The sequence below is a fragment of the Nakamurella sp. UYEF19 genome, from assembly GCF_040546275.1.
GTDB lineage: Bacteria > Actinomycetota > Actinomycetes > Mycobacteriales > Nakamurellaceae > Nakamurella.
Window position 1 is genome coordinate 43402 of sequence record NZ_JBEPNO010000026.1, and the last position, 15661, is coordinate 59062.

Below are 15661 nucleotides of genomic sequence, written 5' to 3' on the forward strand. Positions count from 1 at the left end.
GACCGGCGTGCCCTCCCGTTCGGAGGAGTTGTCCGGCACCGGAGCGGATCCGGTGACCATCACGCGGATGATGTCCGCCTGCTGGAACATCTGGGCCCCTTACGGGGCGATGGTGCAGCACCTGTGCGGCGGGTGGTCCGAGGAGTACTCGGTCACCGAAACCCGTGTGACACGCGGTGGCCGGGGTGCTCGGGCGCGGATTGAGGTTCGGCCTGTGGATCGAGCCGGGGGCGGTCGGCGCCGACAGTCGTCTCTTCGCCGAGCATCCCGACCGGGTCTACCGGGCGGGCGATCGACCGTTCACGTCCATCCGTCACCAGTACGTACTCGATCTGGGTCGGCCCGAGGTGGTCGCGCATCTCTTTGGGGTGTTGCGCAGACTGCCGGGCGCCCAACCGATCTCGTATCTCGAGTGGGACATGGACCGGCCGGTGACCGATGGCGGCCGTCCCGGATCGGGCGGCCGAACTGGTCGACCGTTACCTCGACATCCGGCCGGTCGTGTTGGGCGGGAGGGTGCACGTCCATGGATCGCCGGACAACCGTGGCTACGCCCTCGAATTCGCGCCCGCGGACCCAGCGGCCGAACCGATCGTGATGATGGTCTTGGACATCCTGCGGGAGCGCCTGGGTGGGGCGCCGATCGACCGCCTTCACCCCGGCATCCGCCTGCGATCTCTGTCGGCCGACCCCGACCGTTCCTATCGGATCCGCTCGACCGGCGATGTCTTCACCGGTCGGCGGCTGTCGGCCGCCGGACTGGACGTCGGCTGGGATCTGGCCACCGACTGCGACCTGATCAGTCTCGACCCGGTCACCAAGCAACTTTGACCTCCGTGATGCCTTGGCCTTCCGCCATCAGGTGCCACCCATACCCGGACGGACTGAAGAACCCATGCTCGCCAGTGAGTCCCGCATCGAACTTCCCGCGATACCGGCGGACCAGGCCGGGCTCGGCGTTGCGGCCTGGGCCGAGCCGGTGGTCATCGACACCTACGAACCCGATCCACCCGATCATTTCCCCGCCTACCTCGACACCCGGGTGTATCAGGGATCTTCCGGTCGGGTGTACCCGCTGCCGTTCCACGAGCGGATCAGTGCGACGAAGTTTCCGCGGCTGTGGTCGGCGATCCACCTCGAGAACAAGTGGCTCCGGGTCATGGTGCTGCCCGAGTTGGGTGGACGGATCCACGTCGGCTACGACAAGGTTCGGGGTGAGGACTTCTTCTACCGCAACAATGTCATCAAGCCGGCACTGGTCGGTCTGGCCGGGCCGTGGCTCTCCGGGGGCGTGGAGTTCAACTGGCCGCAACACCACCGGCCGGCCACCTATCTGCCGACGGACACGTCGATCGAGCGTGGAGCCGATGGCAGCGTCACCGTCTGGTGCTCTGATCACGAGCCGTTCAACCGGATGAAGGGCATGCACGGTATCCGACTGCATCCGGACCGGGCGGTCATCGAGGTGGTGGTCCGGCTCTACAACCGGACCGATGCCACCCAGACCTTTCTCTGGTGGGCGAACGTGGCGGCCAGGGTGCACGACGACTATCAGTCCTTCTTCCCGCCCGATGTCCACTACGTGGCAGATCATGCGAAGCGCGTCACTACCACCTTCCCGCGGGTGCGCGGCGAGTACTACGGCGTCGACTATGCGGCCCGGGTCGACGGCGAGCACCCGGACGCCGATCGTCTCGACTGGTACCGCAACATCCCGGTACCGACCTCGTACATGTGCGTCGGCAGCTCCGGTGACTTCTTCGGCGGATACGACCATCGCGCGAACCTCGGCTTCGTGCATTGGGCCGATCACCACATCTCGCCGGGCAAGAAGCAGTGGACGTGGGGCAATGCGCCGTTCGGCTGGGCCTGGGATGCCCAGCTGACCGACGGCGATGGGCCCTACGTGGAGCTGATGGCCGGCGTCTACACCGACAACCAACCGGACTTCTCGTTCCTGACGCCCGGCGAAACCAAGTCCTTCAGTCAGTACTGGTACCCCATCCACGACATCGGGCCGGCCGGTGCTGCCACCCTGCACGCCGCCGCATCCTTGACCACGAATGCCAAGGTTCCGGGGAAAACCTCGGTGCGGGTGGGTGTTTCGGTCACCAGCGACCGGCCAGGGACGGTCATCAGCCTGCTCGGTCCGGGCAGCAGGGTCCTGCACCAGCGGGCCTGTGATCTGGAACCTGGTGTTTCCGCATCGTTTTCCGTTGAGGTGGTGGGGGCGTTCTCGGCCGCTGAGCTCGCGGTCGTCGCAGAATGCGAAGGGCTGCAGTTGGTCCGGCTTGCGGCGCTGCCTGCCGACGAGAGGCCGGCGCCGGAGTCGGCGACCGAACCACCGGCTCCGGAGGCCATCGAGTCGATCGAGGAGCTGTTCCTCACCGGCCTGCATCTGGAGCAGTACCGTCACGCGACGAGGTCCCCGGAACGGTACTGGCGGGAAGCGCTGCGGCGGGACCCGTTGGACAGCAGGGTCAATGTGGCCTTGGCCGCCCGTCTGCACCGTCGTGGACGGTATCGGGAGGCGGAAGAACTACTGCAAAGGGCAATTTCGCGACTGACATCGCGCAATCCGAATCCGGCCGTCGGCGAGGCCCACTACCAACTCGGCCTGACCTTGATCCAGCTCGGGCGCACCGATCAGGCCTACGACATGCTCGCCAAGGCAGCCTGGAACGCTGCTTGGCGTGCCCCGGCTCACTACGCGCTGGCTCGTCTGGACTGCATCAGCGAGCAGTGGGCGGCGGCAGAGGAGCATCTGCTCCAGGCGTTGGGCGCCGAATCCGACCACCTGCAGGCGGCCGATCTGCTGGTCCTCGTCCTGCGGCGGCTCGGCCTGGAACAAGATGCGCGCAAACGGCTCTCGGCCACACGAGCCCTCGATCCCCTGGACAGCTGGGCGCTCGACCTGGCCGGCGAACGCCTTTCCTGCGATGCCCAGACCCTGCTCGACGTCGCGCTCGACTATGCCGGTGCCGGCTTCTGGGCCGAGGCGCTCGCGGTGCTCGACCGAGCCGACAGCAGAGCGGAGACCTCGCCCGTCGGAGCCGGGGCCGTGCGGCCGTTGATCGGCTATCACCGAGCACACATCCTGCGGATGGCTGGGCGTGCCAACGAGGCGCATGCTGCCGCTCTGGCCGCTTCTCGGGTGGCGTCGGCACTGTGTCTGCCTGGCCGATCAGCCGACGCCCTCGTACTGCGGGCCGCGATCGAAGCACAGCCCGGCGACGCCCGTGCTGCCGGGCTGCTCGGACACTGGTTGTACGCGCAGGATCGACACGCCGATGCCATCGACCAGTGGCAGCGGTCCGCCGACCTCGATCCGAGCGACCCGGTGATCTGGCGGAATCTGGGCCTGGCCGCCATCAACGTGCAGGGTGACCTGGACGCAGCGGGCGAGCACTATCGGCGCGCGCTCGTCCTTGCCTCCGATGATCCGCGGCTGTGGTTCGAGGCCGATCAACTAGCTGCGCTGCGCGGCAAGCCGGTCGACGAGCGGGTGGCAACCCTGGCGGTCAGACCGGAGATCGTCGCCAGACGTGACGATCTCAGCGCAGCCTTCGCGGAACTGTTGGTGCTGGCCTCTCGGCCGGACGAGGCACTGTCCCTGCTCGCAGGGCGGGTGTTCCAGCCCTGGGAGGGTGGCGAGGGTCGCGTGCTGGAGGTTTGGGAGGCCGCGAACGCCCGGCTGGGCAGGTCCGCCATGGGGGAGGGGCGTGCGGCTGACGCACTCGAGTGCTTCGAGGCGGCCCTGAATCCACCGATCGGCCTCGGTGAGGCCAGGCATCTCCTGGTCAACTCGGCGGACCTGTACCTCGCCCTTGGCGATGCGCAGGCGGCGGCCGGTTCGGGTTCTGCCAAGCAATCCTGGCTCCGAGCAGCCACTTTCGACGGTGACTTCCAGAACATGAGCAGCAATGCCTACAGCGAGATGACGTACTTCTCGGTGGTCGCCTGTCGGCGCCTCGGCCATGATGCGCAGGCTGCGGCGCTGCTGGAGGGGCTGGCCGGCCATATCGAACGGCTGCGCGAGAGCCCAGCGGTGGTCGACTACTTCGCCACTTCGCTACCCGCCATGCTGCTGTTCCACGAGGATCTGCAGGCCACCAGGGCGGCGACGGTGCTGTTCCTCTCCGCCCAGCTCCGCGTCCTGAGAGGGGACCGGGCAGGTGCGATGAGCCGACTCAACCAGGTCTTGTTCAGGAACCCAGCTCATCGGCTCGCCCTCGACCTGCAGCAGGAATTGGACGCGGGCCGGATGACGGATGACCTCGCGACGCCGGATGCATCCTGATGATCCGAGTGCGGGAGTGACCGAAGTGGGCCGGAGGTCGACTCAGGTGGGCGGGATGATCGCGGAGGTCGACGTCAGTGGACCCGATGCGGTGTTCTGGCTGTCCAACGAACGGTTGCGGCTCGGCGTGGTGCCGGCGCTCGGTGGCCGCCTGTTGTCCCTGCAGTGGAACCACCGAGAGTTGCTCTATCGCAACGAGGTACTGATCGACGACCGACTGCACCGCCTCGACGACTCTGCTCTCCCGGCGCTCGACCGCACCATGGCATCCTGGCGCAACTACGGTGGGGACAAGACCTGGCCGGCCCCGCAGGGTTGGTCGGGTGCGGCCGAATGGGCCGGCCCGCCGGACCCGGTCCTCGACTCGGGACCCTACGAACCGGTGTTGGCCATCGAGGACGAACGGCTTGCGCTCGTCATGACGAGTGCGCCCGATCCGCGGAGCGGACTGCAGGTCACCAGAACGATCGTGCTGGTCCCGGACTCGTTGGAATTCGAGCTGCACCAACAATTCACGGCCGTCCTACGCCCGGTGAGGTGGGCGGTCTGGAACGTCCTCCAACTGCGCGCTGACCCATCCGGCGACGTTCGGGATGGCTGGTACGCGGAGGTGGTGCATCGACCTGGTTCCGTCATCGAGTTGTTGTCCGGTAACGGATTTCCGTCCTATCGGATCACTGAACGGGTCGTCTTCGTGCCCTGTCAGGACGTCGTCGGCAAGCTGGGTGTGCCCGGCGCGACCGGTCGTCTGGCTACCTGGATTGACGGTGTTGCTGTCACGCAACGGTTTTGGCCCGCTCCGTGGGCCGACGACGGGGACTATCCCGACCGTGGGTCGAGGGCGGAGATCTGGCTGGAATGCCCGCTCGCCGAGCGGCTTGCGCATCTCGGTGGGCTCGATCCGCCCGCCCGGATCATCGAGAGCGAGGTGTTGGGCCCGATGGTCGCGCTCGCCCAGGGGGAGAGCACTTCCATGACCGTTGTCGTCGGAGTGACCAGCGATTTCGTCCCGGCAGGGTGGGCCATCAGTGCGCACCACCCTCCCAGCTCTCACCGCACGGGCCACCGCCGCCGGCTTCACCGATGAATACGTCATTGCCGGTGGACAAGTCGGTCATCGGTAGATACCACCGTGAGATCTCCTTACTCGCGGTGGGAACGTAGTGGAAGATCAACGAGCGACGGAACCGGTCGAGCGAAGTGTTGGGCAGTGACCCGTGGACCAGGCTTCCGTGGAAGAACAGGACGTCACCGGCATTCATCTCCGTCTGCACGGCTGTCATGCCCTCAGGTGGCCGGACCAGGCCCCTGGTGAAGGACTCGCTCGCGTCCGACTCTTCCGGGCACACGACCTCCATGCGGTGCGAACCGGGAACGACGGACAGCGCGCCGTTCCCGCCGTCGCAGTCGTCGATGGCAATCCATGCAGCCAGACATGTTTCTGGGTTGCTGCGCAGGAAGTAGTTGTCCTGGTGCATGGCCTGGCCGCGAGCGGTCGGTGGTTTGAAGTAGAACATCGACTGGGCACCATGTGCTGCTCCGATCAATCGCGTCACGATCTGGGTGATCCGAGCGTCGACCATTGTTTTCCGGGCCACCAGGCCGGCGCTCAGGTCGCGGCGGCGGTGCGGCTGCATGAAGCGCGGGTACTGCGAAAGGATGTCGTTCTGGGCCAGTTTGTCGTCGGCGGCCAGCGCAAGCCGGTCCGACTCGACCTGCTGCATGAAAGTGTCGCGGATTGTCTCGACGTCCACCAACGGTAGGAGTCCACGGGCGAGTTCTACTCCGTCACGTTCGAATTCAAGCTTGCTGTCACAGGAGGTGAGGTTGTTGGTCATCCCTCCACCCTGCCGTCGAGCCAAGCTTTTGACCATGGACGATTGAGGCCGACAAATGGATGATGCTGCCGAATCATTCGCCGTCTCCGGCGCTCTGCAGTAGCTCGACGACCTACTGACCTCGACCGCCTGGGGGCGAGCCGCACCCCGGCGGGGCTGGGGCCGACGTTAGGCTTCCGTTCAATGCCCTGTCAGGGGCGGATCCGGCCGAATCGGGAGGCGGTGATCGGCGCATGAAACGTGTCACCATCTCGGACATCGCGGCCAGGGCCGGTGTGTCCAAGGGCGCCGTCTCCTACGCCCTCAACGGACTGCCCGGTGTCTCGGCCGAAACCCGTCGACGGGTGGAATCGATTGCGCGTGAGCTGAACTGGACCCCGAGCCAGACCGCCCGCAAACTATCGGGTGCACGCAGCAACGCCCTGGGTTTGGTGCTGGCGCGGCCGGCCAAACTGCTCGGCGCCGAGCCCTTCTACATGGAATTCATCGCCGGGATGGAAGAAGTTTTCTCCAGCCGTTCGATGTCCCTGATGCTGCAGATGTCGGCGAGCCGGGAACGTGAGAGCGACATCCACCGCGCCTGGTGGCGGGATCGGCAGGTGGACGGCGTGGTTCTGGTCGATATCGTCCACGACGACCAGCGCATCGAGGTGCTGAGAACCCTCGACGTGCCCACCGTGGTGATCGGGTCGCCAACGGTGGCCGGCGGCTTCACCTGCGTGTGGACCGACGACCACGCCTCGATGGACAGCGCTCTTCGATACCTCTACACCCTCGGCCACCGCCGGATCGCGCGGGTGACCGGACCGACCTACCTCACGCACATCAGCAAGCGCACCGAAGCCATGCGCTCCATCAGCCTCGATCTTGGCATTCCGGTCGAGTCGGAGTTGCTCGTACCCACCGACTTCAGCGGAGAAGGCGGAGCCAGGGCCACCCGCCAGCTGCTCACGTCATCGGCGCCACCGACCGCGATCATCTACGACAACGACGTGATGGCAGTCGCGGGGTTGTCGGTCACCACCGAACTTGGTCTCAACGTTCCCCGAGACCTGTCCTTGTTGGCGTGGGACGACTCGTCACTGTGCAAGATTACGCATCCGACTCTGTCGGCGATGAGCCGCGACATCCAAGCCCTGGGCAGCCATACGGCGCGCCGCATGCTCGATCTCCTCGACGGGGCCGAGCCCGCAGCTTTTCGAGACAGCCAAGCCGAGATCCAGCCGCGGGGAAGCACCGCCCCACCAGCAGGCACACCGCCGACCTGACACCGGTAGACCTGGACGAGGGCTAGTCCGGACCGGAGGTGTCAGACTTCGACGTGCGATCCGATGAGGACGACCTGATCGCGGGGCAGGCAGAATTGTTCCGCTGCGTCGGACGTGATGTGCGAGGTGGCGATGAACAGTCGTTGGCGCCACTGGGCCATCTCTTCAGAGTCTCCCCTGCGTAGTTCGATCTTGGACAGGAAGTACGTCGCCCCGGCAAGGTCGATCGGTCCTTCGGTCTGCTCGTAGCTCAGCGAATGCAGGACCGCAGGCACGTCCGTCGTCTCGGTGTACCCGAAGCGAATCGCCACGTGCGTGATCCCGTCGTCAATGGTGCCGAGTGGGTCGACCTGGACGCGGTCCTCGTCCCGGACGCGGGGAATGGTGTCGACGTCGATCGAGACCACCACGACGTGGTCGTGTCGGACGTGGTTGTGCTCGACGTTGGCGCGTAGTGCCAGCGGCGTGTTCTCGATGCCGCGGTTGAGGAAGATGGCCGTACCCGGCACGACGGTGGCGTGGGACGGATCGGCGTTGAGGTCGTCCACGAAGTTCCGTAGCGGCCCCTCCATGGCCGTCCGGCGGGTGGTGACGAGCTGCCGACCGCGCTGCCAGGTCGTCATGACCAAGAATGCAACGGCCGCGATCACCAGGGGTAACCAGGCGCCGTGGACGATCTTGGTGAGGTTGGCCGCGAGGAACAACAGGTCCACGACGAGCAACGGAACTGCCACGAGTGCCAGCAGCCACCCCGGTGTCCGCCAGCGGCGACGGGCGACGTAGAAGAACAACAGGGTGGTAATCGTGATCGTGCCGGTGACCGCCATGCCGAAGGCGAAGGCCAACGCGATCGAACTGCGGAATGCGAAGACGAGGGTGATGACCGAGACCAGCAGCAGCCAGTTGATCCATGGCACGTAGATCTGCCCGTAGGTCGAGCGTGAGGTGTGCAGGATCCGGAGCCGCGGTAGGTAACCGAGCTGGGCGGCCTGGGCCGCGACCGAGAAGGCGCCGGTGATGACGGCTTGCGAGGCGATCACGGTGGCCGCGCAGGCCGGCAACACCATCGGCGTTCGGCCCCACTCGGGCGTGAGGAGGAAGAAGGGCGCGCTGGCGTTCGCAGGATCCCTCAGGATCAGCGCACCCTGTCCCAGATAGCTCAACGCGCAGGCGGGGAACACCAGGAAGATCCACGCTATCGAGATGGGGCGCCTGCCGAAGTGGCCCATGTCCGCGTAGAGGGCCTCAGCCCCGGTCACCGCCAGCACGATGGCGGCCAGCGCAAAGAAGGCCAGACCGAAATGACCGGCCAGGAAGCCGATGGCATAGGTCGGGGACAGTGCCTTGAGGATCTCCGGCTCGCCCGCGATGTCCCCCACTCCGCAAGCACCGATCGCGACGAACCAGGCGATCATGACCGGCCCGAACAGGCGCCCCAGTGCGGCGGTGCCGAAGCGTTGCCCGGCGAACAGACAGATGATGATCACCACCGTGATCGGGATTATCCAGTCGTCCATCGAGGGGTTGACCACTTTGAATCCCTCGACCGCGGAGAGCACCGAGATGGCCGGGGACGATCAGCACGACCGACCAGAACACCAACGAAACCACGCCGAGCACGTTCTCGTTCGTCACCGGCACAGGCTGCGGGTCGGTCGGGCTGAACACCGTCTGCAGGGTGTAGATCGGGCTCGTTCCGATGTCCCCGAAAACCACCCCGAGGGCACCGACGACGACGGCGAGGCGCAGGACGCCGGCGGGGCGAGTCAGTTCGGTGGTCACGCTCCGCACCCAAACCCGACACCGCTGATCCAAGTACGGGTTGTGGAGGCGTTGAGCTGGTCGGGGTCGAGCCACCATCACTACCCCGCCGGGTGTTCGAACGTTGGTTGGGCCAGGCAGATGCAGCGCGAAGGGCTGGCCTACTGGAGCGACTTCTGGCTTCGAGGGTCAACCGGGCATCGAGCGCCTCTTGAGCGGACCGTCCGGACGCTGACATGGTCGCTCGAGTCGACGAGCAAAGGTCGCCCATTCATCTGATCTGGGATTCAGGACGTCGATCGTCCGCAATGCGTCGTAGCGTCTCGCGCATGGATGACACCGCGATGCCCCCGGCCCACCAAGACACCTTGCCGCAGACTCCCTGGGAGCCGCCGCTGTCCGGATCGGAGGTCGAACACCTGCTCGGCTCGCTGACCCGGCTGCGCACGACCTTCCGTTGGAAGGCCGACGGACTCGACCTGGACGGCCTCTCCGTCACCGTCGGGGCGTCCGATCTGACCCTGGGGAATCTGCTCAAACACCTGGCGTGCGTCGAGGACGAGAAGTTCGGGATGGCGCTGTCCGGCGCCGATTACGGACCACCGTGGTCCGGGATGGCCGAGTGGGGCGGTTCGTCGAAGGAATACGGCTTCTCCACCGCCGGGTTGACGGCCGACGATCTCTACCGCCTCTGGGACGATGCCGTCCAGCGGTCCGACGAGCGTTTGCATGCGGCACTGTCGGACGCCGACCTGGCCCAGCGCGTGACGATGGGTGCTGACGCCGGCTTCGTCGTCAGCCTGCGTCGACTGCTCTACGACCTGCTGGAGGAGTACGGGCGTCACACCGGTCACGCGGACCTGTTGCGGGAGGCCGTCGACGGCCGGGTGGGAGAGGACCCATCCGCGGGTTGGGTCAGTGCGTCGGGTATCTCTCCCGTCGGTGTGCAGCACACCTGACGCATCGGTCGGGGGCTCGGCTCTCGCACCCCGTCCCGATTCGACGTCGGCTGGATGGCTCGCGGGTCTGCGACTCCTCGGAGGGCTCACACAGGGAGCTTCTCGCGCGCCTTCTCCAGCAGCGTGCGCGGCAGCGAGATCGGCCGGAAGGCCTTGGCGGCTGCCGTGAGCGACGCCACCGAGTCGGTGTCGAGGTCGAGATCAGCTGCGGCGACGTTGAACTCGAGTTGTTCGACGCTGGACGCGCCGGGGATGACGACGACCCCGGGCAGGCTCAGCAACCAGGCCAGCGCCACCTGAGCAGGTTTGGCATCGTGTGCGGCCGCGATGGTGCGCAGCAGATCCAGGAGTGGTTTCGCCCGCCGGAGATTCTCCGTGCCGAACAAGGGGTTCATCGCGCGGATGCCGCCGGGCCGTAGTTCGGCCGAGTACCTGCCGCCGAGCAGTCCCTGGGCGAGTGGGCTGTAGGCCATGATCATCCGGTTCTCCTGCTGGGCGAACGGCACCAGATCCTCCAGCGGCCCGGGATGGGCGAGGGAGAACTGGACCTGATTGCTCACCACCGGACGACCCAGTGCGGCATCGGCCTTGCGCCACCGCGCCAACGAGTAGTTGGAGACGCCGACCGCGCCGATGCGGTCGGCGTCCAGCAGGCCCCTCATGCCGGGCATGATCACCGAGTCCGGCACCAACGGGTTGGCCTGATGAATCTGGTACAGCGGGATCCGATCCAGTTTCAGGCGGTCGGCACTCCCCTTCTCGCGGCTGCGGACCACCGACGGGAACGGTGCGATCGGGAAGATCTTGCTGGCGACGATCACCCTGTCACGCTCCGCGCCCAGCGCCTCACCCAAAATGCGCTCGCTCTTGCCGGTTCCGTAGATCTCCGCCGTGTCGAAGAGGTTCACCCCCAGCTCTCGTGCCCGCCGGACGATGTCAGCGGCGGCGCCGGAGGCGTACCCGTCGCCGTAACCCCATTCCCGTGATCCGAACTGCCACGTACCCAGTCCGACCCGACCGACCTGACCCAGCCCCGCCACTTCCAGAAACTTCATACCTACAGTGTGCCCACGACTGCGCTGGTGCAGTCTCATCCGCTCGGGAGGCTTCGGTGGCCCTTCGTCGCGCTCCACTTCCTGCCTCCTGGCAGGCTGCCGCCGGCGCAGGCAAGGTGGAGGAGTACCCAAGTATCGATCTTCACTCGAGGGAGGGGCGCGCGATCATGGTGTTGGAGTCGAAGCGGACTGGTGCCGATGGGTACGACGATCTCCCGGTTCCGGGGAAATTGCCCAAGGGCGAACGCGCCGCGGTCATTCAGTACCTGGAAACCGACGAGGCGGTGTGGCTCCGGCAACCGGTGCAGGCCATCGGCGAGATCGACGGAAGGGTGCTGCTCCGGGACGCGGTCGTGGTCCTGGTGACGGATCGGAAGCTGGTGGCCGCACGCACGTCCGGAGGTTTCCGCCCGCACTGGGAGGTGTTCACGTTGCCGTACGGACATCTCGAGCCCGGTGTCCTGGTGGAGGACACGCGCGGCACCGATGTCGCCATACCGACCTCGGGGCGGCGCTCCTACCGCGTGGAGCTCGCCGACGCCGAGTCCGCGTCCCGCCTGGCTGGATCGCTCGGCGTTGCACTACGCGCCTACCGCCGTGACCGAATGGGCCTGCAGGACCTGTAGGGGCCGTCCGATCGGAGGCCCGGCGGTGGTGACGTCGAACGTCCCAGGGTGCCCTGGGCTTCTCGAGGCAATGTCGCTGGCGATCCGACATACATCCGTGAGCTGAAGACCGATGGGGATCAGGTTTCCTCGCCCAGCAACGGCCGGATCTCGACCTTCCGGTTGCAGGCCTTCGACCCTTCGGCGGCGAGTTCGCGCGCCGCGGCGAAGTCGGCGGCGTCGATGATCCAGATGCCGGCAAGGTATTCCTTCGATTCCACGAAGGGTCCGTCGGTGAAAAGGGCCTTCCCACCGCGGTTGTCGATGACGGTGGCGGTATCGGGCGCACCGAGGCCGGCGGCGAAGACCCAATGACCATCGGCGACCAGCCGGTCGTTGAAGACGTCGATGGCATCCATCTCGGCCTGGGTGGCGGTGCCGGTCCGGCTGTCGACGCGGGTCACGTCATCGATGACGGAAAATAGGAACTGCATGGCGGATCATCTCCAATCGATCGGGGCACCCCTCGTGGGTGCCCGCTCCTCCCCACTACGAACGCCGTTGCCCGCATTCGACATCGCTCCCCGGACTTGTCGGGCGAATCACGTGAGCTGCGGTGTCGACTGCAGTCCGTGGTCGATGAGAGCGATCATCCAGGCGAAGCTCTCGTCGACGTCGGTGTCGATCCGGAACCCGTGGGCGACTTCGAGGGTCGCGAATCCGTGCAACGTGCTCCGCAGCATTCGTAGCGCGTGGATCTCCTGGCTCGGGTCGAGCTGGTATCCGCGCAGCACCGCCGAGAGCGAGGCGAGCAGCCGGTCGCCGGCCGGGATGAGCGGGTCGTCAGGCCCGGTCGGTCGGGCGCCGTTACCCGCCGCGTACCGGCCGGGGTGCTCCTTGACGAACCTCCGCATGGCTCGGGCGGCGGCGGTGAGTGCGTCGGTGCGGGCACGCCCCTGGGTGGCGTCACGGAGGGCATCGCCCAGCTCGGTCATGGCCAGGATGGCGATTCGGTGGAGGAGATCTGCCTGGCTCTCGACATGCTTGTAGAGCGAAGGCGTTTTCACGCCCAGCCGCTGCGCGAGCAGGCCCATGCTGAGTTGATCGAGACCGACCTCGTCGGCCAGCTTCGCTCCGGCCTCGGTGACCGAGGCCGCGGCCAGTCCGGCCCTAGGCACGGGCCGCGGTCCTCGCGAGAAAGGGCAGCGCCAGCGCCATGACGTCGTCGGGCATCTGGGTGTGCGGGTAGTGACCGGCACCCTCGATGACGGCCAGTTCCCCGAGACCTTCGGGCAGGTCGGCCAGGATGCGCCTCCCCTCGGCATGCGGGTCAGCCCAGTCGGGATCGGCGCTGCCCTCGATGATCAGGACGGGGCAGCGGACGTTTGCCAGTTGCGCGCCCGCGTCGCCGGGGTTGGCCTTGCACATGGCCTGCAGTGCCTTCATCCGGCCGGGTTCGCTGAGTTTGGCGTCGATGCGCGCCAGTTCGATGTCCCAGTCGGCGGGCTTGACCGGCATCGCCAGGTCCAGGTACTTCTTCCAGCTCGGCAGGCTCCCCAGGACGAGAGTCATTGCCAGGCGGCTGTATCCGGCCCGGAACCGCTTCACGCGAAGAAGCCCGCTGAAGTCGAACGCCTGCTTGCGGGTGAAGGGCGCCAGTTCGATGAGGCCGGTGATCAACTCGGGAGCGGTGGCGGCAGCAATGGTCGCGGCGCCGCCGCTGATCGACTGACCGATGACGACGGCCGGACCGCCGAGACGCCGCACGACGGCGACGAGGTCTCCGGCGATGTCGGTGCGGCTGTACCCGTTCCAGCCGAGGCTGGAGTCGCCGCAACCGCGGATGTCGACATTTGCGACGCGGTATCCCGCGGCGGCCAGGCCCGGCGCGAGGAAGCGGTACGAGTGCCGGCTGTCGCCGATGCCGTGGGCGAGCACGACGAGGGGACCGTCGCCGGTCACATCGTATGCGAGGGTGTTGCCGTCGATGGTCAGGTGCTCGGTCATGAAGTCCTCCGGGTGGGCTAATTGCGTTAGGTCAAAGCTAGCACAATTAGCCAGCCAGGCCGCATCGACTCGACCCGCCGCCTGGTCGTGCCGTCGCGATCTCGGCTCGCGACCGTAGGTGGGTGAGAAGGATCGGTTTGGTCGTCTCCGATGGTGGGCATGGAAAGAACGACCGCCGCCCGCTCAACGGCCACCGCGGACAACAGGAGGTCGTCGATGACCAGCGCGCCAATCGTTTCCGGCCGCGAGGTGGACCCGCAAGTCCTCGAGTCCTATCGATCTGCCCTTGATTCGGTGGGGCATGTGCGGGAGTGGAAGCTCGACGGATTCGACCGGACCGGCGTACCGGTCGCCGCTACCGTCTGGTCCGGGAAAGACGACGGGCCGAGAGAGGCCCACGGGGTCGGCTACGGTTCGACCTGGTCTACCGCGTCGGTGGGTGCACTGGGCGAAGTGGCAGAACGGGTCGTGACGGCGAAGGCGCTACGAACCCTTCCGCTGACCACGACTTCCTACGAAAAGATGGTTGCTGCCAAGGGTGTCGGTGGGGTAGCCGATCCGTTGACCCTCACTCTGCCGGCTGGATCGAACTATCGGCCCGATCAGGCCGTCACCTGGGTACCGGCCACCCGGTGGCGCACCGGAGAAGCGGTCTGGGTGCCGGTGGAGTTCATCGCCAATGATCCCGCTGGCCTGCCAAGGTCGTCTCCCACCCCGTTGATCACGCCGATCACCAACGGGCTGGGAGCGGGAGACACCGTGGAGCGGGCGGTTGGTCATGCCCTTCTCGAACTGGTGCAACGGGACGGGGATACCGTTTCCTTCAGGGCGATGGATCAGGGAATGGTCATCGATCTCAATTCGCTGAATGATGCCGCGGCCGTGGATATCGTCGACCGATTGCGCAAGGTCGGCATCGATCCTGTCGTGAAGCTCGCGTCGACAGAGTTCGCGTGCGTGGTCTATGCCATGGGTCGTGACTCGAGCGAACATCCACCGCCGCTGGCTCTCACCGCCATCGGGGAGGCCTCCCACCCGGATGGTCAGACGGCGATTGCCTCGGCGTTGTTGGAATTCGCATCCTCTCGGGCCCGGCGGGCATTCGCCTTCGGCCCGATGGACGACGTCAGAAGGCTGCTCCCGGACTACTACCGGATGGAGATGACCTTTCCCGTAGGATCGCAGGAATTACGTGCCCTCGAGGAGATGCGGCAATGGGCCACCATGACGACATCGCAGCAACGACAACTCGCCGAGACCATGCTTGGCCATGAAGTCCGCCGACTGAACGTTTCGGCCCTGCCGAGCCATTCTCCCATGGATCCCGGAACGCTCCTTGAAACCATGCTCGAGCGTCTACGTGCGTTCGACGTGTTGACCGTCGTCGGCCGGGTCGGTGAGATTTTCGCGGCAAAGGTGATCGTCCCCGGTCTGGAGGTGGAGACGATGTCCTATCTGCGCATCGGGCAACGGGTACTGGAACGTCTGCTGGACCGTGGGAGCCCGCTCGTCGGAAGAGGATCTCCGGCTCGCGCCGGCCAGCTGGAGGTGCGCCTCACCGATTCGGCCACCGCTGAACTCGGGGGCCCGGCCTGGCTCGATCGCAGTCTGGTCGAGGCGGCCGTGGGGGAGTTGTACCCGCTCTACCGCGAACCGCGTCGGCACGCAGTGGGCCGGATCGGCTGATCGCCCTGGAGCTACAAGCGCCGCACCATCACCGATCTCGCAATCCGTCGTTGTTTCTGCTGGCGCGTGCCCCGGCGCTGCTTGGTCAACGGTCTTCGTGGACCAGGCGGTAGATGACGTAGATCGATACCCAGAGGATCAGCAGACCCATGACGACGTCGAGGGCTAAGTAGACGAGTTCC

General features: G+C 66.3%; 12 protein-coding genes and 2 pseudogenes. 8 read left to right on the forward strand and 6 right to left on the reverse strand.

All coding sequences use genetic code 11. The features are described from left to right. Window positions 1-185: 185 nt before the first annotated feature. The 4 genes and pseudogenes from ABIB25_RS24440 to ABIB25_RS24455 all read left to right on the forward strand — a co-directional run. Window positions 186-401 (forward strand): annotated as a pseudogene (locus ABIB25_RS24440) (alpha-galactosidase); the annotation flags it as partial. A 37-nt stretch (window positions 402-438) separates the two neighbouring features. Continuing rightward, a complete protein-coding gene (locus ABIB25_RS24445) occupies window positions 439-831 on the forward strand; it encodes a hypothetical protein (protein ID WP_354531140.1) in 393 nt (130 codons plus the stop codon). Window positions 832-895: 64 nt separating this feature from the next. Next, the gene (locus ABIB25_RS24450; protein WP_354531141.1) at window positions 896-4300 is read left to right on the forward strand and encodes a tetratricopeptide repeat protein; all 3405 of its coding nucleotides are present in this window, start codon (window positions 896-898) and stop codon (window positions 4298-4300) included. 55 nt (window positions 4301-4355) lie between these two features. Further along, window positions 4356-5387 (forward strand): DUF4380 domain-containing protein, encoded by a 1032-nt coding sequence (locus tag ABIB25_RS24455; protein WP_354531142.1) that lies wholly within the window; start codon window positions 4356-4358, stop codon window positions 5385-5387. On the opposite strand, the gene ABIB25_RS24460 is transcribed toward ABIB25_RS24455, so the two are convergent. Then, window positions 5326-6138, reverse strand: coding sequence for a phytanoyl-CoA dioxygenase family protein (locus ABIB25_RS24460; RefSeq protein ID WP_354531143.1), 813 nt, complete (start codon window positions 6136-6138; stop codon window positions 5326-5328). The two genes, ABIB25_RS24455 and ABIB25_RS24460, sit on opposite strands and share 62 nt — an antisense overlap. Window positions 6139-6371: 233 nt before the next feature. Here ABIB25_RS24460 and ABIB25_RS24465 point away from each other — a divergent pair, with 233 nt between their 5' ends. After that, window positions 6372-7406 carry a LacI family DNA-binding transcriptional regulator gene (locus ABIB25_RS24465; RefSeq protein ID WP_354531144.1) on the forward strand — a complete coding sequence of 345 codons (1035 nt, stop codon included), beginning with the start codon at window positions 6372-6374 and terminating at the stop codon, window positions 7404-7406. Window positions 7407-7447: 41 nt separating this feature from the next. On the opposite strand, the pseudogene ABIB25_RS24470 reads toward ABIB25_RS24465, so the two are convergent. Then, window positions 7448-9197, reverse strand: a pseudogene (locus ABIB25_RS24470) (KUP/HAK/KT family potassium transporter). Between the two features lie 299 nt (window positions 9198-9496). Between ABIB25_RS24470 and ABIB25_RS24475 the strand changes: the two are divergent. Continuing rightward, the gene (locus ABIB25_RS24475) at window positions 9497-10126 is read left to right on the forward strand and encodes a mycothiol transferase (RefSeq protein WP_354531145.1); all 630 of its coding nucleotides are present in this window, start codon (window positions 9497-9499) and stop codon (window positions 10124-10126) included. Window positions 10127-10212: 86 nt separating this feature from the next. Here the strand turns inward: ABIB25_RS24475 and ABIB25_RS24480 are convergent, their stop codons facing one another. Next, on the reverse strand, window positions 10213-11181 hold the full coding sequence (locus tag ABIB25_RS24480) for an aldo/keto reductase (protein WP_354531146.1): 969 nt from the start codon (window positions 11179-11181) through the stop codon (window positions 10213-10215). Window positions 11182-11237: 56 nt separating this feature from the next. Between ABIB25_RS24480 and ABIB25_RS24485 the strand changes: the two genes are divergently transcribed. Further along, window positions 11238-11807, forward strand: coding sequence for a hypothetical protein (locus ABIB25_RS24485; protein WP_354531147.1), 570 nt, complete (start codon window positions 11238-11240; stop codon window positions 11805-11807). Window positions 11808-11926: 119 nt separating this feature from the next. On the opposite strand, the gene ABIB25_RS24490 is transcribed toward ABIB25_RS24485, so the two are convergent. The 3 genes from ABIB25_RS24490 to ABIB25_RS24500 form a co-directional block, all read right to left on the reverse strand. After that, the gene (locus tag ABIB25_RS24490; protein ID WP_354531148.1) at window positions 11927-12280 is read right to left on the reverse strand and encodes a YciI family protein; all 354 of its coding nucleotides are present in this window, start codon (window positions 12278-12280) and stop codon (window positions 11927-11929) included. A 108-nt stretch (window positions 12281-12388) separates the two neighbouring features. Further along, entirely contained in the window at window positions 12389-12964 is a 576-nt protein-coding gene (locus ABIB25_RS24495) for a TetR/AcrR family transcriptional regulator (RefSeq protein WP_354531149.1), read from the reverse strand. Next, window positions 12957-13793, reverse strand: coding sequence for an alpha/beta fold hydrolase (locus ABIB25_RS24500; protein ID WP_354531150.1), 837 nt, complete (start codon window positions 13791-13793; stop codon window positions 12957-12959). Before ABIB25_RS24500 ends, ABIB25_RS24495 begins: the two co-directional genes overlap by 8 nt. A gap of 216 nt (window positions 13794-14009) precedes the next feature. On the opposite strand from ABIB25_RS24500, the gene ABIB25_RS24505 reads away from it, so the two are divergent. Then, window positions 14010-15479: a YcaO-like family protein gene (locus ABIB25_RS24505; protein ID WP_354531151.1), complete on the forward strand. Its 1470-nt coding sequence runs from the start codon at window positions 14010-14012 to the stop codon at window positions 15477-15479. Window positions 15480-15661: the final 182 nt, after the last annotated feature.